General features: G+C 38.6%; 17 protein-coding genes and 2 pseudogenes. 18 read left to right on the top strand and 1 reads right to left on the bottom strand.

The window, feature by feature from the left end; all coding sequences use genetic code 11:
- Nucleotides 1-20 precede the first annotated feature (20 nt).
- From JK635_RS11915 to JK635_RS26900, 9 genes and pseudogenes are all read left to right on the top strand, one after another.
- Nucleotides 21-1,304 (top strand): diguanylate cyclase domain-containing protein, encoded by a 1,284-nt coding sequence (locus JK635_RS11915; RefSeq protein ID WP_202654148.1) that lies wholly within the window; start codon nucleotides 21-23, stop codon nucleotides 1,302-1,304.
- Between the two features lie 281 nt (nucleotides 1,305-1,585).
- On the top strand, nucleotides 1,586-2,029 hold the full coding sequence (locus JK635_RS11920) for a YaaR family protein (RefSeq protein WP_235888031.1): 444 nt from the start codon (nucleotides 1,586-1,588) through the stop codon (nucleotides 2,027-2,029).
- 185 nt (nucleotides 2,030-2,214) lie between these two features.
- Nucleotides 2,215-3,099 carry a flagellar hook-basal body protein gene (locus tag JK635_RS11925; protein ID WP_202654149.1) on the top strand — a complete coding sequence of 295 codons (885 nt, stop codon included), beginning with the start codon at nucleotides 2,215-2,217 and terminating at the stop codon, nucleotides 3,097-3,099.
- 23 nt (nucleotides 3,100-3,122) lie between these two features.
- Nucleotides 3,123-3,956, top strand: a complete 834-nt coding sequence (locus JK635_RS25485) for a flagellar hook-basal body protein (RefSeq protein ID WP_202654150.1) — start codon at nucleotides 3,123-3,125, stop codon at nucleotides 3,954-3,956.
- A gap of 170 nt (nucleotides 3,957-4,126) precedes the next feature.
- Nucleotides 4,127-5,695: a flagellar filament capping protein FliD gene (gene fliD, locus JK635_RS11935; RefSeq protein WP_202654151.1), complete on the top strand. Its 1,569-nt coding sequence runs from the start codon at nucleotides 4,127-4,129 to the stop codon at nucleotides 5,693-5,695.
- Nucleotides 5,696-5,969: 274 nt separating this feature from the next.
- Complete coding sequence (locus JK635_RS11940; protein WP_202654152.1) at nucleotides 5,970-6,302, top strand: carbon storage regulator; 333 nt, start codon at nucleotides 5,970-5,972, stop codon at nucleotides 6,300-6,302.
- Between the two features lie 94 nt (nucleotides 6,303-6,396).
- Nucleotides 6,397-7,224 (top strand): flagellin Hag, encoded by an 828-nt coding sequence (hag, locus tag JK635_RS11945; RefSeq protein WP_202654153.1) that lies wholly within the window; start codon nucleotides 6,397-6,399, stop codon nucleotides 7,222-7,224.
- A 132-nt stretch (nucleotides 7,225-7,356) separates the two neighbouring features.
- Nucleotides 7,357-10,263 (top strand): annotated as a pseudogene (locus JK635_RS11950) (polysaccharide pyruvyl transferase family protein); the annotation flags it as partial.
- 309 nt (nucleotides 10,264-10,572) lie between these two features.
- Nucleotides 10,573-10,926, top strand: a pseudogene (locus JK635_RS26900) (acyltransferase); the annotation flags it as partial.
- Nucleotides 10,927-11,242: 316 nt separating this feature from the next.
- Here the strand turns inward: JK635_RS26900 and JK635_RS11955 are convergent.
- Nucleotides 11,243-11,692 (bottom strand): V4R domain-containing protein, encoded by a 450-nt coding sequence (locus JK635_RS11955; RefSeq protein ID WP_235888032.1) that lies wholly within the window; start codon nucleotides 11,690-11,692, stop codon nucleotides 11,243-11,245.
- A gap of 251 nt (nucleotides 11,693-11,943) precedes the next feature.
- Between JK635_RS11955 and flaG the strand changes: the two genes are divergently transcribed.
- The 9 genes from flaG to JK635_RS12000 all read left to right on the top strand — a co-directional run bounded on the left by flaG (nucleotide 11,944) and on the right by JK635_RS12000 (nucleotide 21,726).
- The gene (gene flaG / locus JK635_RS11960; RefSeq protein WP_202654155.1) at nucleotides 11,944-12,291 is read left to right on the top strand and encodes a flagellar protein FlaG; all 348 of its coding nucleotides are present in this window, start codon (nucleotides 11,944-11,946) and stop codon (nucleotides 12,289-12,291) included.
- Nucleotides 12,292-12,320: 29 nt separating this feature from the next.
- Nucleotides 12,321-12,896, top strand: a complete 576-nt coding sequence (locus JK635_RS11965; RefSeq protein WP_202654156.1) for a DUF6470 family protein — start codon at nucleotides 12,321-12,323, stop codon at nucleotides 12,894-12,896.
- A 182-nt stretch (nucleotides 12,897-13,078) separates the two neighbouring features.
- Nucleotides 13,079-15,103 (top strand): methyl-accepting chemotaxis protein, encoded by a 2,025-nt coding sequence (locus JK635_RS11970; RefSeq protein WP_202654157.1) that lies wholly within the window; start codon nucleotides 13,079-13,081, stop codon nucleotides 15,101-15,103.
- A 274-nt stretch (nucleotides 15,104-15,377) separates the two neighbouring features.
- A complete protein-coding gene (locus JK635_RS11975; protein WP_202654158.1) occupies nucleotides 15,378-17,393 on the top strand; it encodes a methyl-accepting chemotaxis protein in 2,016 nt (671 codons plus the stop codon).
- A 264-nt stretch (nucleotides 17,394-17,657) separates the two neighbouring features.
- The gene (gene flgM, locus JK635_RS11980; RefSeq protein WP_202654159.1) at nucleotides 17,658-17,939 is read left to right on the top strand and encodes a flagellar biosynthesis anti-sigma factor FlgM; all 282 of its coding nucleotides are present in this window, start codon (nucleotides 17,658-17,660) and stop codon (nucleotides 17,937-17,939) included.
- An 11-nt stretch (nucleotides 17,940-17,950) separates the two neighbouring features.
- On the top strand, nucleotides 17,951-18,436 hold the full coding sequence (locus JK635_RS11985; protein ID WP_202654160.1) for a flagellar protein FlgN: 486 nt from the start codon (nucleotides 17,951-17,953) through the stop codon (nucleotides 18,434-18,436).
- Between the two features lie 18 nt (nucleotides 18,437-18,454).
- The gene (gene flgK / locus JK635_RS11990; RefSeq protein ID WP_202654161.1) at nucleotides 18,455-19,966 is read left to right on the top strand and encodes a flagellar hook-associated protein FlgK; all 1,512 of its coding nucleotides are present in this window, start codon (nucleotides 18,455-18,457) and stop codon (nucleotides 19,964-19,966) included.
- A gap of 10 nt (nucleotides 19,967-19,976) precedes the next feature.
- Nucleotides 19,977-20,867, top strand: a complete 891-nt coding sequence (flgL, locus tag JK635_RS11995; RefSeq protein ID WP_202654162.1) for a flagellar hook-associated protein FlgL — start codon at nucleotides 19,977-19,979, stop codon at nucleotides 20,865-20,867.
- Nucleotides 20,868-21,120: 253 nt separating this feature from the next.
- A complete protein-coding gene (locus JK635_RS12000) occupies nucleotides 21,121-21,726 on the top strand; it encodes a flagellar brake protein (RefSeq protein WP_202654163.1) in 606 nt (201 codons plus the stop codon).
- Nucleotides 21,727-21,888 lie beyond the last annotated feature (162 nt).

Here is a 21,888-nt window from a genome sequence, read left to right on the forward strand (position 1 = left end):
GTCAGGAGGAAATTTCAGACATGCCATTGTTTAATGAAATATCAGGTGATATCTTCCAATCGATTATTGAACATAATCCTGATGCGGTTTTTATCTTTTCCATGGAAGGAAAAATTGTTCAAATAAACGAAGCGTCGTCATCGATATTTGGTTACACGTTAGAAGAAGCCAAAGGGATGCATTACCGCCGCCTTATTGTCCATAAACATGCAAGGAAACTCCATCATCATGTCAGAGAAATATTGCTAGGAAAATCGTTTGAAGTGGAATTTGATGCCTATGATAAAAATGCTAAGCTGATGCATCTCCAAGTGAAAAGCATCCCGCTCATCCAGCACCAGCAAATCATCGGGATTTTTTGTGTCGTCAAGGATTTAACAGAACTGACACTGGCAAAACTTTCCTTGCAGGAAAGCGAAAAGCGTTACCGCCTGTTAGCCGATAATTCGCTGGATTTAATCCAGCTCGTTAATCTTGATGCCATTGTCACCTATGCTTCTCCATCACATAAAGCGGTGCTGGGCTATGATGCCGAAGAATATGTCGGGAAATGGGTGCTTTATCAGCCTGATGGCCAAATTGATGAAGATTTTAAAAAGATATTTGTCCATATGGTTTTAACACAAAAGTCCATCACATGCGAAATTCGCCGCCGCCATAAATCAGGCAAAGAGGTCTGGCTGGAGCTGAAAGGGACACCAATGTTTGATGAGGACGGCAATATTGAGCATATGATGCTGGTAGGCCGGGAAATTACCGAACAGAAAGAATATCAAAAAGAGCTGGAATTCTTAAGCTTCCATGACCCGTTAACAGGTGTGCCTAATCGCCGTCTGTTTAAAGAACTGCTTGAACAAACGCTCAAAGAGGCAATCCGCTATCAGCGCAAGTTTGCCGTCATGTTCCTCGATCTGGATCGTTTTAAACAAATCAATGATCAATTTGGGCATGACAAGGGTGATATTCTCCTGAAGCAATTTTCAAACCGGATAAAAAGCTGCCTCCGTGGTAGTGATACATTGGCACGCCTCGGCGGTGATGAATTCACGATTATTTTGCCGGAAATTCGCTGCTCAGAGAGCGATGCGGTCCAAATTGCGACCCGCATTCTTGCGGCCGTGCAGGAACCCTGGCAGCTTGGTGATGAAAGCATTCTCACAACTTCCAGCATTGGCATCGCCTTTTATCCACAGGACGGAACCACCTGTGAGGATTTATTAAAACATGCGGATTCCACCCTGTACACGGTAAAAGAGAACGGCCGAAATAATTTTCAAACCTACTCGTCGCTATGTATCCAATAAGCTCCACGCACCTCAGGCCGGGAGCTTTTTGTTAGCTTTGGCTACAAGATACTTTCAATTGAAGGCTTTATCCGTCTCTAACCACATAGATGCCCAATGGAAAGCTTCCTGTGGTTCGGCATCGCAGCCCAAGAGCAGCTTTTGTTTTACCGAACTACGCTGCTGGCATCGCCCTTATGGCTTTCCAGTCGGCGAGTTTTCGATAAATTTTAAGGAAATTTTCTCTCAGATAAAGTATAATAGATTCATGATTTTGATTATGTTTGATAGGGGTGATTACCTTGAAAATCCAAGACCCGATGCGGGTAAATATCGGTGATGTCCGACTTGCGGGAACCGAGCGTTCCAGCAGCACAACCACCTCTTTTCAAAAAATCATCAGTTCGTATTCACAGGATTTAACCAAGGACTATCTAAACAAGCTGTTAGAGAACATTGATAAGCAAGGACAGCAGTTATGCGAAACTCCGACCTTTCGAGAACTGCGCAAATACAAGGATCTGGTAAAGCAATTTATCGGTGAAGTCACCAAAAACGGCCTAAGCTTAAAGCTATCGGAAAGCTGGGACATGTATGGCGGCAGCCGAACCCTAAAAACAGTTCAAGTGCTTGACCGCAAACTGGTGGAACTAACTGACCATGTCCTCAACCAGCAATCAGACAGCATGTCGATTTTGGAGCGGATCGGCGAAATTAAAGGGATGCTGATTAATTTATATACATAGGGTTGCGTGTCTTTAAATATCTTTGCAAGTGGCTCGATCTAAAGTTTTCAAAAGGATATCTGCAGTTTTTGATTGGATATGTGCAATTTTATGATATATGTCTGTATTTTTGGATGACATATCTGCAATTTTACAAATATATCTGCAATTTAACTGAAAACTAACCTTATAAAGGAGTTTTTATCATGTTAAGAGGATTATATAATGCCGCATCCGGAATGTACTCGTTGGAACGGCGCCAGGAAGCACTGGCCGATAACTTGGCCAATGTGCAAACACCAGGTTATAAAAAGGATGATACGGTATTGAAAGCTTTCCCGGAAATGTTAATCAAGCGGATTCGTGACTTTGACGGGGCGGCCAATGTTCCTGTTGCCGGCGCACCGCAAATACCGGGACAACCGATGACAATCGGCGGACTGTATAATGGTGTCTATGCCCAGGAGCGGATTCCCAGCTTTCAACAAGGAGCGCTCATGCAAACAGATCTGCCGCTTGATGTGGCGATTAACGACCAGGAAATCCCGATGCAAACGATCAATGGTCGCCAAGTGAAACCGGCAGCCTTATTTACGGTACAACTGCCAGATGGCACCGTTGGCTACACCCGGAACGGGAAATGGGACGTTGATGCCAATGGAAATTTAGTAACAGCCGATGGGTATCGGGTGTTGGGCGTGAACGGGCAGCCAATTCAGCTGGCTAACGGAATCCGAAAAGAAGATTTAAAAATCATGCCGGATGGGCAAATTCTCGTCCAAGCAGGAAACCAGACGACAACAGTCGGTCGGATTGGCATCGCGCTGGCACAAAATCCGTTCGATTTACGGCGGCTTGGCGGCAATGTTTATCAAGCGGCGGCACCGCTGCCATTGATGCAGAATCCTGGTGCAGCGGGTTCGGGCGTTTCTTTACAGCAGGGTTTCATTGAACAATCCAACGTAGATGCCGGGCAGACGATGGCGGATATGATGCAAACGGTTCGCGGCTATGAAGCTAATCAAAAAGTCATCGATGTCTACAACCAATCCCTTCAGCAGCTCTATTCTGTCGGTAAATTGAACGGCTAAATTCATGAAAGAGGTGACATGAAGTGAATACTTCCCTTTATATATCTTCGGGGGCGTTACAGGCCTTCCAGCAAAAACTGGATACTGCCGCCAATAACGTCGCCAATGTCGATACCACCGGGTATAAACGGCGGGACCAAAGTTTTTCGGAAATTTTGGCGAATCAAATTTACAATCAGGGACGAACAGGCGCCGAAGTCGGCCGACTGACGCCAAAGGGGATTCGCGTCGGCTATGGGGCACGCCCAGGGATGACACAGTTGGATAACTCACAAGGTGTGGCCCGGCAAACCGGCAACCCGCTTGATTTCATGATTCAAGGAAAAGGCTTCTTTCAAATTGGCTATCCGAATGGGGATATACGCTACACAAGGGACGGAAGCTTTCATTTATCACCCAATCCAAACGGATCGGGAACCTATTTATTAGCAAACGCCAATGGGGGTTACTTGCTGGATCAAGATGGCGCGCCGATTGAATTGGATTCCCCTTCCAAGGTAAGCTTTGGTGGGAATGGCCAAATCATCTATACGGATGATCTAGGGAAGCAGATTACCGCCCCACAGCGGATCGCGCTTGTTGATATTCAAAATCCCAGCATCTTAAAAAATGCCGGCGGGAATGAATTTATGATTGACACAGCGGTACTGCCGAATGGGCAAGCGGTTGGTAATTATGTGAGAACAATGCCTGAAGGAGAGTCAGTGATTTCCACTGGCTATTTAGAGGGATCTAACGTTGATTTATCGAAAGAAATGACTGATATAATGACCACGCAACGAAGCTACCAAATGAACGCCAGAGCTGTTTCCTATGCTGATCAAATGACAGGGATTGCGAATAATATTTTGAAGTGATTATTAGTTAAAATGCAAAAGCCGCTTTTTTTTGGCGGCTTTTCATTTAGGTTAATAGGTGAAAAATTTAAAGTTCCTATACGAATCTTCCATTTAACTTTTTATTATATTGTCCGATACACGTTAATAAGAACTTTTTTTGGGTTAAGAAGATAAAGGAGGTGCCATATATGGCTAGTGTAAATTTAACAACACACGTATCCGGCCTAGCATCAGGAATGGATACTGAAACTATTGTCAATAACATGATGAAAGTTAATCGCATTCCGCTCGATAAAATACTGCAGGCAAAAACGATCAACAGCTGGAAGACCGATGCTTACAGGGAAATCAACACAAAAATCGCCAGCTTCCGTGATGCCATGCAAGATTTGAGGCTTGAAGGGACATTTAGCTCGGCACAAAAGATATCGTCAAGTGATACGCGTGTTGATGTTTCACTTTCAGGAAAAACATCACAAACGAATTTTACGATTACAGAAGCAAAAATGGCTGTACCAGCTAAAGCGGCTATGGTTAGCTTTAATTCACAGATTAGTAGCGGCTCGGCAACGATTTTTTCAGATGGGGTAGAACCGGTTGATATGACGTTTACCGTTAATGGTAAAGAGATTAAAATATCAAAAGAAAGTACTACCTTTGATAAAGCGATTGCCGAAATAAATACGCAGCTTGCGGAAAAAAACATCAAGTTATCTAATGTAGGCGGCTCATTAGTGTTTACAACGTTAGGCACAGGTAAGGGAAATTCGATTACGATTTCTGGCGCTGATTCAAATGTGCAAACTACTGATGCAGACAGTAACCCTATTAATGTTAATGTCCTAACTAAATTAGGAATAAGTAATGGAACGACCAGCTCCGGATTCGGTGAAGGGATATCATTTACTGATGGAGAAGATCTCAAATCAGGCTATGTTGTCATTAATGGAACAACAATAAATGTAACGAGTAACTCGTTTACATATGACAATATTCAAATCAATTTGAAGCAGGATTTCTCTGGTGGACATGCCAACATACAAGTTACTCCTGACACCGACAAGGTTTTTGACAAAATCAAAACGTTTGTTGATAAGTATAATGAGCTGATTAAAGATTTGAACGATAAAATATCCGAAAAGAAATACCGTGACTATCTGCCACTAACGGATGATCAGAAGAAAGATATGAAAGACAATGATATCAAGCTGTGGGAAGATAAAGCAAAAAGCGGCCTGTTGGCAAACGATTCAACCATCAGCCAATTTCTAACACAGATGCGCACCAGTATAACGGAAATGGTCAATGGGGTCGGTATCTCGCTGAAGGATATCGGCATTACGACGAGTACTGACTATAAAGAAAATGGAAAGTTAGTCCTGGATGAAGATAAACTTAAATCCATGCTGACTACTAACTTGACCGATATCCAAAAATTATTTGCTGGTAAGTATGATACAGGGAATTATAAAGATAACACCTTGAACAATCAAACTAAATATAAAAATAGTGGTATTGCTGTCAGGGTATATGATCGAATTGGTGATGCCTTGAACAGCTTAAAGGTTATTGCTGGTTATTCAACTGATAGCAGCTTGGTAAAAGAAGCGGCAGAGTATGATAAAAGAATTGCAAGTTTACAAGATCGTTTAAGTAGAACGGAGCAAAATCTTTGGGCTAAATTTAACGCAATGGAACAGGCGTTACAAAAATTGAATTCACAAAGTTCATGGCTGTACCAGCAGTTAGGACAATAAACTAATTAGTAACTTAAACCGCAGTTTGATCGTTAAGATTCATGCTGCGGTTTTTGTCTAAATACTAGGTTTGCAATGAAAATGAATTAATTTTTATATAAATCACTAAACTCGCATTCTGATTTGCCGATATAAATAATATCAAGAAATTACAAAACTTCTATAAAAAATTTGATAAACTGCTAAATTTTTATTTTGATCAGCCGATAATAAAAATAGGCAGTCAATAGAAGAACAAATTTCTTGAAACGAACTCTTATGGAGGATGGCCGGAATGTTGATTGTTGGCAGAGAAGTTGGGCAATCCGTGATTATCAATGATGATATCAAAGTTACCGTCAGGCAATGTGGTTCCAATCTCAAGCTTACGATCGTCGCTCCAAAAAATATTCGGATTTCTCCAATTAAACAAGATCCGATAAAACCAATAAACCTTAAAAAAACGGAACGAAAAATTGGTGAAACCATGTTAATCGGGGACAACGTCAAAATAGCAATGCTCCAGACACAATCTGGTCTGTTAAGATTTGCCATCGACGCTCCAAAAGAAATCAGTATCTTTCGTGAGGAAATTTACAAAAAACAAACTAAGGAACTAATCAGCTGAAAAAAATGGATTTTGTTCTTGAATTTGCGGTAATAAGCCCCATTGGGGAATTATTATAAATTGAAAATTATATTTTACATAGGAGGTTTTTTTAATGAGAATTAATCACAACATTGCAGCTCTTAACACGTATCGTCAATTGGGTAATGCTAACAAAGCACAACAAAGTTCAATGGAGAAATTGTCTTCTGGTTTACGGATTAACCGAGCTGGGGATGACGCTGCCGGACTTTCAATCTCAGAAAAAATGCGTGGACAAATTCGTGGTTTAGACCAAGCATCTAAAAATGCTCAAGATGGTATTTCTTTAATACAAACGGCTGAAGGTGCACTTAATGAGGTTCATTCAATCCTTCAACGGCAACGTGAGCTTGTCGTACAAGCTGGAAATGATGGTACCCTTGAATCGGATGATGCAAAAGCCATTCAAGATGAAATTACACAATTAAATGACGAATTAGATGGCATTACCGACCGTACTGAATTCAATGGTAAAAAACTTTTAGATGGTAGTTATAGTGCTAAATTCCAAATTGGAGCTAATTCTGGGCAACAGCTAACTTTGACTATTAATTCAGGTGCAACTTCAGCAGGATTTACAGCATCAGAACTTACTGTAAGTGGTATAGCAGCGAATGGAACTTCTTTTGATGCTGATGTTGCATTGGTAGATGCTGCAATTGCAAAAGTGTCAGCAGCACGTTCAAATTTAGGTGCAAACCAAAACCGTTTAGAACATACAATTAATAATTTAGATAATGCTTCTGAAAACCTTTCTGCTGCAGAATCTCGTATTCGTGATGTTGACATGGCGAAAGAAATGATGGAACAAACCAAGAATGCTATTCTTGCACAGGCAGCACAAGCAATGTTGGCTCAAGCTAACCAACAACCACAAGGGGTTTTACAATTGCTTCGATAAAATCAGTATCCTAACCTATCTCTTTTATAGAGATAGGTTATTAAAAAAAGTCGTATACACACAATATACGACTTTTTTTAATAACTGTTACTTAGGAGTGCTAAATATATGAAACCATTTTTATCCGTTTGTATGATCGTTAAAGATGAAGAAAAGGTAATTAAAAGATGCTTAGAATCGATTGTTGGTATAGCAGATGAAATAATTATTGCCGATACCGGTTCAAGTGATAGCACAAAAAATATAGCTGTTACATACACAGATAAAGTCTATGATTATAAGTGGGAAGATGACTTTTCAAAAGCACGTAATTTTGCTGCCTCTAAAGCAAAGGGTGAATGGATTTTTGCTATTGATGCGGATGAATACGTGGATCGTAATAGTTTTTTTGCGTTTAAGGAGGAATTGAAGAATAATCCCCAAAATTATAATATATTAGCTGTACAAATAGTGAACTTTGTTGGGGTTAATGGTAATAATACGGAATTAAATTACCATGAAAGAGTTTACAAAAATGATGGCTTCATTAGCTATTTTAGAAGTATTCATGAATTATTGAAACACAAGGAGTCTAAAGAAAGTAGAGGATTCTCTGGCCTCCAAATATTTCATTCTGGTTATATGGGGAATATTGTAAAGGAAAAAGAAAAATCAAAAAGAAACCTAACCCTATTAAAAAATAAGAAGGACAAAGAACCTATTGATTACTATTATCTTGGGAGTGAATATGATCAATTAGGAGATTTGGATAAGGCGATTAAGAATTATAAGAAAGGGTTTCAATTAAAGGAGGATCATAATAGGGATTGGGTAAAAAAATTATTATTAAGATTAGTTGATACCCTTCATAGAGCTGATAGAGATAATGAAGCAATAGAAATTATTGATTCTTGTGAAGAAATATATCCTTATATTGTAGATTTTAAGTTTTATAGAGGGAAAATCTTTTTTGATAATGGAGATTTTATTCACTCAAAAAGAGTATTTGAAGATATTTTAAGAAAGAAAAATGAATTAAAAGCCGATACAAGTAACGACTTTTTAGAATATTTACCTCATAAATTTCTCGGAGAAATATATGAAAGTGCAAATGAATTACATCTGGCAGTTCATCATTATTCACGTGCTTTATCTATAAATGATGCTGATGATTATGAATGGTCGAAGTTAATAAACCTGTTAGCAAAACATTCTTCACTTGAAGAACTTACAGAGTTTATGAATAATAAATTATTAACAAGACATAATATCACACCACAAGAAGTAATAAAGATTTTACTCGATGTTCCTGATTTGAATGTTCAAAAATTAACAAGATCAATTTTAGATGAGCCGGAGCTATCAACAGGTGAGAAAGAGGCCTTGTTCATAAAAAATTTATGTTTAGACGGCAATATAAATGAAGTTAGTAAAAAATTGGGTGAAAAATCACCATCTCAGATATATTCTTTACTTACAAAAGGTATTTTCAGTTTGATTGATTTTATTATTTTTACCATTGAAACAGAAAATCAAGGATATCAAAAATTTCTATACGAAATAAAATTTGACCAGAACATCGGTAATTTATTGAATTTATTATTTAATAAAAAACATAAGAAGCTCGGTGAATTTGAAGAAGAGTTATTTATATCCATACTAAAACAAGCAAATGTATTAGGTTGGGAAACAGTTATAAATCAGTTAAACCATAAAATTAAATATTTAAGTGTAGATGCAAAAGTCAAGATTAAGAAAATGAAAAGCAAATTTACTAGAAACAGTGAAACCGATGACCAAGAATATGAAAGTAATCAAGATCAGATTGGGAACGATATAAACTGTGGAATTGGAGAATTAAAAGTACAAATAGAAGGCTTATTAGCAAAGCAACATTATAATGAAGCATTGACTATTATTGATGAGGCATTAAAAATAGAACCATCTAATGTTGATTTATATTCTATTAAAGCTGTTGTTTTAATAAGTTTGCAACAAATTGATAAGGCTAAAGAAGAGTTAGAAAAAGGATTAGAAATTGACCCCAATCATGTAGATTGTCTTTATAATTTGGCTTTTATTTATGAACAGATTGATCAAATGGACTTGGCGTTCGATTTATATAGAAAAATATTAATTTTAACAAATGAGGAAGAACTTCGATTAGAAGTGATTAGCAAAATTGAGCAACTAGAAGATAGGTCAAAAAATTCAAAACTAGAAAAAAGGGATAAAAAGAAAATTCTCTACCTTGGTTGGTTAGGTCAAAATAATATAGGCGATGAAGTCTTGTATGAATTATTTGAACATATGTTTTATAAATATAATCAGCATTCTGAAAATGTTTATATAGATGCCTTCTCAACTGATTCTAGTAACAAGGTAAGTATTTCCTCGTATGATTTAGTTGTTTTAGGTGGAGGCTCTTTAATCCATTTACCTTATTGGATTAATATATGTTCAGAGGCAAGAAAACAAAATATTCCTGTTGTATCTTGGGGAACAGGAATTGATGGATTCTATAAAAGTGAGCATCTTAATTCAATTGCTATTTCTACCCAATTGGCAAATCAATTCAAAGATGAATATGAACAGTTTAAATATATTAGTGTTAGAGGATCATTTACAAAAAATGCTTTGTTAAATATTGGTGTAAAAAGTGAAATCGATGAAATAGGAGATCCAGCACTTATATATGCAATTGAATTTTTGGGAGAACAACAGGATCTAGTAAAGAATAATAAAAATATATTAATAAATTGGGGAACTTCTTATAATAATATTTTTGGTCAAAATGAGGAAAAAGTTGAACAAGAACTAGCAAGTGTTGCAAATTTATTAATTTCAAACGGATACTCGATAACAATCTATCCAATATGGACAGAAGATATTGAACCAGTAAAACGTCTAGGTCAAAAAATAAATAATAAAAAATGCCAAATTATTTCAGAGGTGTATGATGCCAAGACATTGCAAAAGTTAATTAGTCAAAGCTATATGACAATTAACTTAAAGCTCCATGCTAATATTTTATCTGCTTCAGCAAATGTTCCGTTTATCTCCTTAGCTTACCGTGGTAAATGTTTTGATTTTGCAAAAACAGTTGATTGTTTAGAATATACGTTGCCAACGGATCAGGTTACGTCAAAACAAATTATGCAGATAGTTGAGAGTATTGAAGATAATTACCAAAGTGTTGTAAGCCGTTATAAAAATGCAAAAGAAAAATATTATCCAAAAATAATAAATTCAATTAAAGTTATTTTTAATAAGTTAGGTGAAGATGGCCCTAAAAACAGTAATAATAAGGCCCAGTTAACATTCAAAAGAATAGGAGAAAATGTTCAAATTCATAAAGGAACATTTTTTATGAGCCAAAATATAGAAATAGGGGATAATGTATATATAGGACCCGAAGCATATATTTTTGCTCAAGGTGGTTTAGTGATTGGAGATGGGACTATAATTGGACCAAGAGTAACAATTTTAACCAATAATCATAACTTCGATAGTCCTGATTTAAAAAGCATCCCTTACGATGGTAAAAATATTTTAAAAAAAGTTACACTCTGTGAGAATGTTTGGATGGGAGCAAATGTATCTATAGTTCCCGGGGTAAAAATTGGTGAGGGGGCTGTTATTGCAATGGGAGCGGTTGTTACCAAGGATGTTCCTCCTTTTGCAGTTGTCGGAGGAAACCCTGCTAAAATTATTAAATATAGAGATAAAGAAAGATATAATCAATTAAAGAAGGAGGGTAAAATATATTTGAAAATGAAGGAGAATAACGATATTCCGATTTATTTTACGCAAGAATAAAGTTTATTTTTATTAATGAAGTGCCGAGATAACAAGTGTAAATAAAATTGGGTATATCGTTTTCGAAGACACAAAACAGGTCAACCCACAACCACAAGGAGTTCCAATACTTTTTGTTAATATTAATTTATATGATGGAGACTCTATTTTCAGTAGGGTCTCCTTTTCTAATATTTTGATAATAAAGTGTTTAAAAAAGATAAACCAGCCTTTTTAGCTATTAAAGTAATTTAATCCGATACTCACAATGGCTGTCGCCGTTGACATTGCATTTTTCTTCGCGGACGGTTTCGACGCCTCTGTAGAAGCGGGAAATCGCTCCTTCCAGAATGGCCCCTTCCAAATCGCAGACTTTGTTGCCAGGGTGAACTGGCAGACCTTTACAGAAACAATCGTCAATTCTTACCAGGTATGCTTTTTCGTTTGATTCAAGAATAGTTGGTATGCCAATTTTTAATTCCTCAAAATGGGATAGGGCATCTTCAATGGTGTTCACCGATAAACTTTGGCCAATCTTTCTTCCTACAGTAGCGGTGGTGTTTTTACCGTTCAATGGCAAACCTTGATACATTCCAATCAAACGAATCGACCTGAACAGCTCCAACGGGATTTGATTGCCCAACTTTTTGCGATTGATTTTTTTCATATCCTCGAATGTAAATAAATCCAAAACTTTTCCCCTCCATCTATTTATGTACTTGCTAATTCTCTCAAATGAAATCCGAAAAAACCTTGATTAAGTTCACGATTTTGGAAAGTTGGGAAAAAATTTTTAAAAAATCTGTCTGACTGTAAAGCGAGTACATCTACCAGTAATCCCCAGCCACACAAAGTTTTTACCAAATATAAACTCCAACTCCTAAACATTTCCTCCAATTCTCCGATAATTCACTATATGAGGGCAATTAAGGAGTGATGGCTATGCTGGATAAGATTTCGAATCAAACACCATCTACGGATTTACAAGTAAAGCAAATTGATCAAGTGCCAAAGGTGAAAGTGGTTACCGCGGAAAAGCAGGAACAGCCGCAGCAGGATGTATTAACAAAAGAGAAAACCGAAAAAGTTATTAAAAGCATGAATGACTTTTTAAAAGAGTCCAATTCACATTTGAAGTTTCAGTTTCATGAGAAACTGAAGGAATACTATGTAACGATTGTTGATGATGAGACCAACGAAGTCATCAAAGAAATTCCCCCGAAAAAAATGCTTGATATGTATGCGGCGATGACCGATTTTCTTGGCTTGTTGGTAGATAAGAAAGCCTGAGCGATAAACAATGATAAGGTGGTAGAACCATGCAGCTTCCGCAAATTCGCTTACATCAAACCTATGCACAAATTGGACTGCAAATCACGCAGCCAGTTCAAGAGATTCACCAACAGCCTGCTGACTTATCAATTCAGCAGCATCCGGCGGAGATGGTTATTGAACGGAAACCTTCACAACTGGAAATTGATCAGGACGAGGCCTGGTCTCAGCTTGGGTTTAAAAGCCTCCCTGAATTAAGTGCGGAAATGGCCGATTATTCCAGACAAGTCGGTTTAGAGGCGATTGCTGAAATCGCAGCGGAAGGGGACCAGCTGGCAGCGATTGAAAATAAGACGGATGCCATTGCCGCCATTTCGGCGGAAAAGGGGAACCCGCCACCGGCTGATTTTAATATCACTTTCATTCCCAGTTATGGCTCGGTTAAGATTCATTACACTCCCACCGAAGTATATATCCATTGGAAACTGGGAGGAGCGGAGATCGAGGCGAAACAAAACAAACCAATCCACCACTATCAACCGGGTAAAACCGCAGTGTACCTCCGGCAAAGACAGTCATTGGAAATTGACTTTGTCGGTATCAATATTAACGAAAAATCATGATTCAATATAGATTAGAGCAGGGGCACTTGACCCTGTTTTTTTTTGCCTCCAATTCGTGCAGACACAAATATGCAACAATTTTCGACAAAATTTGCAAATTCATATAAACTATCTATTTTTTATTTCGATAATAACTTTATAGCGATATAAGTATAAAAAAATGCTAACAGTGGAGGGGCATCATGCAGACTAAAAAACGATCAAAATTTCGCTGGAGAGGTACAAAAACGAAGTTGATAGCGGGGATGACAGCGGTTTCGATTATTCCAACGATTTCTATCGCACTCATCTCTAATACCATCACGCAAAGTATCACGAAAGATCAAGTATCAAAATCAACGACGCAGTTGACGGAACAGGTAAGTACAGGGCTAAATTACAAATTGGAAGGAGCGGACCACCAGTTAGACCAATTAGCCCACGATATGATTTTCACTGAATTTTCCCAAAAGAAAGAAAGCCTGAAAAATGCCCAAATATTATTAGATGGGGCAAAACAGACTGATCAAGAGTATGCATTTGTTTATTTTGGTTCAGCCAAAAAGGATATGATCGTTTCACCCAAAAATGATACTTTAAATGATGATTACGACCCAAGAAAAAGAGAATGGTATATAAAAGCAGTTGAAAAAAATGGTGATGTCTACTACAGCAAACCATATAAAGATGCCGGTACTGGCAGGATGGTTTTAACACTCTCAAAAATAGTCCAAGATAAAAAGGGAAATATAGTTGGCGTAGTTGCGATTGACCTTGATATGGATAATTTCTCCAAATCCGTCGATCAAATTAAAATTGGTGAAAAAGGCTATATGTCCATAATTGCACCAGATGGTACCTATATTTATAAAAATAAAGCTGACAAAAATACCGCAAAATCAATTAATGGTCTAGCCCTCTGGCAGGATCTGCAAAACAGCCGGCAGGGAAGCAGTGAATTCACCTTAAAGGGCACAGAAAAATTTTCTACTTTTACAACCAATAATAAGACAGGTTGGAAATTCGTATCAACCATCGATAACTCCGAATTAAATGCTAGTGCTAGGCAAATTCGTAATATTGGTTGGATATTGACAGCGATTTTTGGGGTTTTATCTGCCGCCTGTGCCTACGTGTTTGGCCGGAGAATGGCGAAAAATATTAATGTTGTAAAAAATGCCTTGGAAACTGCTTCACAAGGAGACTTTTCCGAACGGGTGTCGATCAACACACATGATGAATTTCATGATTTAGCCGACAGCTTTAACAATACCATGGAGCAAATTTCCGATTCCTTAAAGAAAATCGAGGTATCGTCGAAATCCGTATTGGATACCTCCTCACATCTTTCTGTGATCACGACCGAGACTAACGCAGCTCTCTCGGAAGTAACTCAGGCGATCGGTGAAATCGCCCAAGGATCTGGAATGCAAGCCAAAAATGTTCAAACAGGCTACGATCAAATGAAGGAGTTGACTAAGCAATTAGATGAAATTTCACTTGCATCAGAAAAAATGAACCATGTTTCCAAGAAGTCGATGGAACTAAGCAGTGAAGGTTTGGAAAAAGTCGTATTCCTAACGGATAAAACCGCCTTAACAAAATCATCCACTACCGAAGTTTCTTCGATTATCAAGGACGTCGATGAGCGGATGGAAGAAATCAATACGATTATTGAAGCGATTACGAAAATTACCGATCAAACCAATCTATTATCTTTGAATGCTTCAATTGAATCAGCGAGAGCTGGAGAACATGGCAGAGGATTTGCGGTTGTCGCCAATGAAGTGCGCAAATTAGCAGAACAATCGAAAGCATCGGCCGATGAAATCAAACAGATTGTCAACAGCATAAAAGCGGTTGTGAAACATGCGGTGGAAGCTATGGAGCGGACCAATCAGGCAGTAACAGAACAGGACGAGGCCGTTAATGAAACGAAAGCGATTTTTAACGATATCCTCACCTCGGTTCAGGAATTGGCACAAAAAGTACAAGATGTCGAAGTGTCTGTTCAGGACAGTCAAACGAACAAAGAGACTGTCAACCAAGAAATGGATAGTATTACAGCTGTATCCGAACAAACCGCAGCTGCTACGGAAGAAGTCTCTGCTTCCACGGAAGAAATAGCGGCTACGATGAGTACTTTCGCCCAGCATGCCAACGGCTTAAGGGACCTCTCTGAGCAGTTGGATCAGGAAATTAAGAAATTTAAAATTGCCAAGAATTGAAATGGAGAGCTGATGATCAATTTTAAATAATGATTTTCCGGGGAAGAGAACATTGTTCTCTTTCCCTTTTTTGGGCTCTTTGAGGCTAGCCAATCGGCGAGTTTTCTTTATCAACACAAAACTTTCGCATTTTGTCCACAATATTGAAACAAGTTCTTACGAAAACTGTTAAATCCTTCATAAACTTGCTATGAAAATACAATTAATATTAATATAGAGTATAGTAGTAATTTATTTTACAAAAATTATTTTTACATATTTTGGGGGAATTAATATGAATGAGAAGAACAGGGCGAAGTTTAAGTGGAGCAATACGAAGCCGAAGCTGATTGTCGGAATGGCAGCTGTTGCGATCATTCCAACGATTTCGATTGCATTAATTTCCAACACCTTTACGAAGAACATCATGAAAGAACAGCTTGCTGATTCTACCCTTCAATTGACAGATCAAACCAGCACAAGCCTCACATATAAACTGGAAGGTGTGGAACATCAGCTTAACCAACTATCACACAACATTAACTTTACTGATATTTATCAAAATCGGGATCGTAAAAAAATCGCCAATCAATTACTGAATGAAACCTTGAATACCAATAAAGAGTATGCGTACGTATACTTCGGAACAGAGAAAAAAGATATGTTAAGTGCTCCAAATGATCCGCTGCCTCCGAATTATGATCCGAGACAACAGGATTGGTACCAAGAAACTGTTGCCAAAAATGGCGAAACATTCTTCAGCAAACCATATGCGGATGAAGGCACAGGAAAAATGGTCCTGTCGTTGGGACAAGCCGTTAAGGACCGATCCGGCAAGCTTGTCGGAGTAGTGGCAATTGATTTGGACATGGGCAGCTTCGCGAAATCGATGAAGAATATAAAGGTTGGTAAAAACGGTTATATCAGCATTATCGGAGCTGACGGCAGCTATATTTATCATCCAGATGTAGACCCGAAGAAATCTGTCTCCGTAAAATCACTTCCGTTCTGGCAAGAGATGAAGGACCAGCAAAAGGGTAGCACTGAATATAGTCTTAAAGGAAAACAACTGTTCTCTTCCTTTACGACCAACGAAAAGACAGGCTGGAAGTTCGTTGCCACCGAGGACAATGCCGAGTTAATTAAGGGCGCAATTCAAATTAGGAACATCGGCTGGTTCTTAACGGCGCTGTTTGGAGTCTTATCTGCGGCCGCAGCATACTTAATCAGCCGAATTATTTCGAAAAATATTCATACTGTCAAAGATGCCTTGGAAGTCGCATCAAATGGGGACTTTACCGAAAGAGTTTCGATCAAAACAAAAGATGAGTTTAAAGAATTGGAACAAAGCTTTAATCATACGATGGATCAATTCTCCAGTTCCCTGAAACAAATCAAAGATTCTTCGAAAACGGTTCTTGATACTTCCGCTCATCTATCGGTGATCACAACAGAAACCAATGCAGCCTTATCAGAAGTGACCCAGGCAATAGGAGAAATTGCTCAAGGAGCGGGAATGCAGGCGAAAAATGTTCAAAACGGTTATGATCAAATGAAGGAATTATCAAAAAAACTGGATGAAATCGCCAGAGCATCCGAAAATATGAATCAAGTTTCAAAACGTTCGATGGAATTAAGCAGTCAAGGGTTAGAAAATATTGGCTTCCTGACAGATAAAACGTCGGTAACTAAATCATCAACAACCGAGGTAACTTCCATTATTAAAGAGGTCGATACCCAAATGGAAGCGATCAATACCATTATTGAAGCGATTACCAAAATTACCGATCAAACTAATCTTCTATCCTTAAATGCTTCAATTGAATCGGCAAGGGCTGGTGAACATGGAAAAGGGTTTGCTGTCGTTGCGAATGAGGTCCGTAAATTGGCGGAACAATCAAAAGCCTCAGCTGACGAGATTAAGCGCATTGTCAACAGCATAAAGGCGGTTGTAAAAAATGCCGTGGAAGCAATGGAACGGACGAACCAGGCCGTAACCGAACAGGACGAAGCGGTAAATCAAACGAAAGCAATTTTTAACGATATATTATCTTCCGTACAGGAGTTGACGCAGAAGGTTCAAGATGTGGAATTGTCTGTTCAAGATAGTCAAGCAAACAAGGAAACGGTCAATCAAGAAATGGATAGCATAACTGCCGTTTCTGAACAAACCGCTGCAGCGACGGAAGAGGTTTCCGCTTCTACCGAAGAGATTTCGGCAACGATGAGTACGTTTGCCCAGTATGCTAATGACTTAAGAGACTTGGCTGAGCGGCTGAATCAGGAAATCAAGAAATTCAAAATCGAATAGCGTGGGTGCAACAGCGGAGGATGCTCCAAAAGAATGGCATCAGCATTACAATATATGGGTGCCTGGCTATTTGGAGCAGCCTCTTTATGTGTTTTCGATAAAATTTGATTATCTCATCATCATTATGGTGAAAATCAATTGACATTTTGATAAAATAGAAGAAGTTCATCATTGAATCGGAAATGGAATTATTTTTTCAGGGTTCCTAAACTTTGTTAAAAAATAGCCGATAAAGATAAATAAGTAAGAGGGAGGGACTTATATATGCGAATTAATGAAACAAGTTATGGTTTATATTCATACCAAAAACAACAAAATCGTGTTAATCATATACAAACCAATTCATCCAAAAAGACCTCGTCATCGGCAAATGTTGAGATTTCATCACAGGGACGGGAGATATCACAAGCGATGATGTCGGACCAAGCACAGCGGCAGCAGCGGGTTCAAGAATTAAAACAACAAATTGCCGCGGGAACATATCAGATTGACAGCGGTAAAGTAGCCGATAAAATGATTGATTTTTGGAAGGGAACTTCCAGGTAGGTGACAACAGGATGGATTCTTTTAATCATGTGATTCAAACATTGGAGGCCATGAATACTGCACATGGACAGCTGCTGGAACTGGCAAACGAAAAGCGAAATTTACTTGTGGATGGCAATATTCAGGGGCTCCAAAATTTGATTCAGCTTGAATCTAAGTGTGCGGATGAAATCGAGCGGCTTGAACTGCAAAGACAAAGTGAAGTTCAGGCTTTTATGACTCAATCAGGACTGACAGGAGATTCTTATACATTGGAAGAATTAATAAATGCAGTGGATGATGCCGATAGGAAGATACAGTTACAATCGATTGCCCAAGAGCTGCGATGTAAAATTAAAACCATTGCGGAATTGAATGAGAGTAATCAGCAGTTAATTCAAACATCGCTTTCTTTTATTCAATATTCTGTTGGACTGCTGGTGAAAAATGAACCGGCGATCGGTTATGGTCCAAAAGCGACCAAACAATATGCTAATCTGTTAGATGCCAAAATATGATTTAAAGCAGGGGATACTATGACGTCAACTTTTCATGGAATAGAGGTTGGAAAACGAGGGCTGTTTGCGCAGCAAGCGGCTCTATCGACCACCGGCCACAATATTGCCAATGCCGGAACTGTCGGTTATACTCGGCAGCGCGTGAATATGCAGGCGACAAATCCGATTTCTGTTCCGGGCATGTCGTCTTATCAATTAGGTACTGGCGTTGATGTGAACAAAATTGAACGGCTGAGAGAAGATTATTTGGATATTCAATATCGTACCGAGAACAAGAACGTAGGCTATTGGGAAGCCAAGAGCGATACCTTAAGCAAAATTGAGGGACTGTTAAACGAACCGTCAGATAATGGCCTGGCCTATGTCATGGATCAGTTTTGGTCCAGCTGGGAAGAGCTCGCCAAAAATCCCGACAGTGCCTCGGCCCGTTCGGTTGTCCGCCAGCGCGGAGTTGCTGTAGCGGAGACCTTTAATTATTTGTCTAATTCGTTGGATGATATTAAGAAGGACTTAAAGCTGGTTATTTCCACGAAACAATCAGACTTGAATTCAATTACGAAACAAATTGCCAATTTAAATGATCAAATTGCCCGCCTTGAAGCCAATAATTATGAGCCGAATGACTTATATGATCAACGGGATGTGCTGATCGACCAATTGTCTAAAATGGTCGATATTACGAATGTAACCAAATTGGATAGTGGCATGGTCAACATTACAGTAGCCGGGCAAGAGTTGGTCTCAGGAACTAACTATAAAGAAATAGAAGTTGTATACGATAGTGATACGAACCCATCATATGTTCAAGGTGTTATTATAAAAGAGCCTGGTGTTCAATTAAGCCCGGATGAGATAAAAACGGCTTTAGAAAATGCCCTAGACCTGTCATCGGGAGAACTACTTGCTCGGATTGAATCGTACGGAACGACAGCTGGAGGAGTAATTCCTGATATTAAAAAAAGTTTGAATCAGTTTGCAACAGAGTTTGTTAACCAAGTAAATACTCTTCATCAACAAGGTTATTACATGGAAAAAAAAGCTGATGGATCGATTAGCATGGAACCTGCAACAGGAATTGATTTCTTTTCCTGGAATGCCGACAATAGCTTGGATATAAGTGCTGATATTAAAAGCTCCCTCGATAAAATTGCCGCTGCGCAAGAGGAAGGTTCAGGAACCGGGACTTCCTCTTCAGGTAATGGCAACAATGCCCAGGCCATTGCCAAACTCAAAAATAATGGAACGATCACGATTGACGGAACAACAGCTACATTTAGTGATTTTTATCGGAATATCATTGGTCAAATCGGAATTGATTCGCAGGAAGCACAGCGGATGAAGGATAACTCAGATGTGATTGTCCAACAGGTGGAAAATCGCCGTCAGTCTGTATCCGGTGTCTCTCTCGATGAGGAAATGGCCAATATGATTAAATTTCAGCAGGCTTATAATGCCGCTGCCCGAATGATTACAACCATGGACCAATGCCTCGATAAAGTCATCAATGGCATGGGCCGGGTAGGATTGTAGGTGATCTGATATGAGTAACCGCGTTACACAAAATATGCTAAATCAAAATTTTTTATTTAATTTAAATAAAACCAATCAATCGATGGAGAAATACCAAAACCAGTTCGCCACGGGAAAACTGATTAATAAACCATCGGATGATCCTGTTTTAGCCGTTCGCAGCATGTATTACCGCTCAAGCTTAAATGACATTGGGCAATATAAGAAAAATGCCGATGACGGTCTTTCATGGTTGAACGCCTCTGATGATGCCTTGGGTGAAGTCAACTCGGTTTTGCAGCGGGTTCGCGAACTTACCGTTGAAGGATTAAACGGAACAAATGATAAAAGTGCCCTGGATGCGATTACTGCTGAGATTAATCAATTGAAGGAGCACTTAGGAGAAATCGCTAATACCCAAATGGCCGGAAGATATATCTTCGCCGGCACCGATGTCAAAAATCCCCCTTATCAGAAGGACACGGGGGATTTTAAGGGGAATTCCGAAAGCCTCGAAGTTTCACTTGGACAAACCAATTCCGTTCAAATAAACGTATCAGGTCAGGATATTTTTAATAATCCAAAAATTGGAAGTATCTTTTCCGTTTTAACAAACATCGCCGACGGTCTTAGTGGCGCCGATGGATCAGGTTCAGACGATTATTTAAGTCAATTGGATGCGCAAATAGATAATGTTTTAGAGCAGCGTGCGGAATTAGGGGCACGGATGAACCGGATGGAATTAAGCGTGTCGCGAATCGATGATCTGGAGTTATCAACGACTACGTTATTATCCAATACGGAAGATGCCGATTTATCAAAGGTCATTATTGATTTGAAATCACAGGAAAATGTACAGCGTGCCGCCTTGGCAGTTGGTGCCCGAATTATTCAGCCATCATTAGTCGACTTCTTGCGTTAATGAGGGAAAAATCTATACGCAGCTACCGAAATTTTTGATCACCAAATAACGGGCAAATTTTTAATAGTTTACTATTCGCTTGATCGGGAACTGCATTTATTGTGCAGTTCATTTTTTTTGCCGGATAAGGGACGGATCTGGAGAAAATATGTTAATCTAAAAGAAAAATGCTTTCTGAACATTTGCGGATCTAGCTCAGAACCGTTATCCATAAAATGGACTTGCATAAAATCTATGAAGTTGGTGATGTTTTATGTATCCTAAAGTTAATCAGAAAATTGTTATAGAAATACCTGATAAAGACTTAATTTGCCACTCCATGGTTGCTGAGGTGAGTGATGATGAAATTCTTATTAGCCAGCCGATGGATCAAGATCCGGTTGGATTGTTTCCTGAGGGAACAAGCATTGCAGTCTCTTTCACGGTGGATGATAATAAATACCAATTTAAGACGAAGATTTTAGGAAGAAAGAGAGAAAGAATCTCTTTATTTCGAATCACAAAACCACAGGAAAATCAAATTCAAAAAATTCAATTACGGGAAAATTTCCGTGTCGAAACGACCATCCGTTTAAAAATTGATGAAATGGAATTACATACGATCAATATTAGTGCTGGTGGCTTGTTATTTTCCTGCACCTTTGAAATGGATCTAAAAGAAGGGGAAGAGCTCTCTGGAACCATTTTCATTCCCGATTCAAGCCCGATATCCTTTAAAGGTGTCATTAAGCGAATCCGTGTCTTAGAAAATAATGTGAAGCATGTCGCCATGCAGTTTACAGTATTAGACCGTAAAGATGAATCAAAGATTGTGCAATTTTGTTTTCAAAAACAACGACAAATGCGAATGAAGAGATAGATTTCTGTACTATTAACCTAAAATCCCTTAATTTAAGAGGGATTTTTATAAATAAACAATTTTCTTTTTAAAGAACATTTTTTTCGTTTAAATGAATTGAAAAATCTTACAGAAGAGATATAATTAGTGATAGGAAGGATTTTTCGATTCAGAATTTATTTC

The sequence above is a fragment of the Neobacillus paridis genome (assembly GCF_016765675.1).
GTDB lineage: Bacteria > Bacillota > Bacilli > Bacillales > Cytobacillaceae > Neobacillus > Neobacillus paridis.

Coding starts and splice junctions, on each gene's coding strand:
- JK635_RS11975 (WP_202654158.1), top strand. CDS start 15,378: ATGAATGAGAAGAACAGGGCGAAGTTTAAGTGGAGCAATACGAAGCCG.
- fliD (WP_202654151.1), top strand. CDS start 4,127: ATGGCTAGTGTAAATTTAACAACACACGTATCCGGCCTAGCATCAGGA.
- JK635_RS11985 (WP_202654160.1), top strand. CDS start 17,951: ATGGATTCTTTTAATCATGTGATTCAAACATTGGAGGCCATGAATACT.
- JK635_RS11915 (WP_202654148.1), top strand. CDS start 21: ATGCCATTGTTTAATGAAATATCAGGTGATATCTTCCAATCGATTATT.
- hag (WP_202654153.1), top strand. CDS start 6,397: ATGAGAATTAATCACAACATTGCAGCTCTTAACACGTATCGTCAATTG.
- JK635_RS11965 (WP_202654156.1), top strand. CDS start 12,321: ATGCAGCTTCCGCAAATTCGCTTACATCAAACCTATGCACAAATTGGA.
- JK635_RS11970 (WP_202654157.1), top strand. CDS start 13,079: ATGCAGACTAAAAAACGATCAAAATTTCGCTGGAGAGGTACAAAAACG.
- flaG (WP_202654155.1), top strand. CDS start 11,944: ATGCTGGATAAGATTTCGAATCAAACACCATCTACGGATTTACAAGTA.
- flgK (WP_202654161.1), top strand. CDS start 18,455: ATGACGTCAACTTTTCATGGAATAGAGGTTGGAAAACGAGGGCTGTTT.
- flgM (WP_202654159.1), top strand. CDS start 17,658: ATGCGAATTAATGAAACAAGTTATGGTTTATATTCATACCAAAAACAA.
- JK635_RS11940 (WP_202654152.1), top strand. CDS start 5,970: ATGTTGATTGTTGGCAGAGAAGTTGGGCAATCCGTGATTATCAATGAT.
- JK635_RS11925 (WP_202654149.1), top strand. CDS start 2,215: ATGTTAAGAGGATTATATAATGCCGCATCCGGAATGTACTCGTTGGAA.
- flgL (WP_202654162.1), top strand. CDS start 19,977: ATGAGTAACCGCGTTACACAAAATATGCTAAATCAAAATTTTTTATTT.
- JK635_RS12000 (WP_202654163.1), top strand. CDS start 21,121: ATGTATCCTAAAGTTAATCAGAAAATTGTTATAGAAATACCTGATAAA.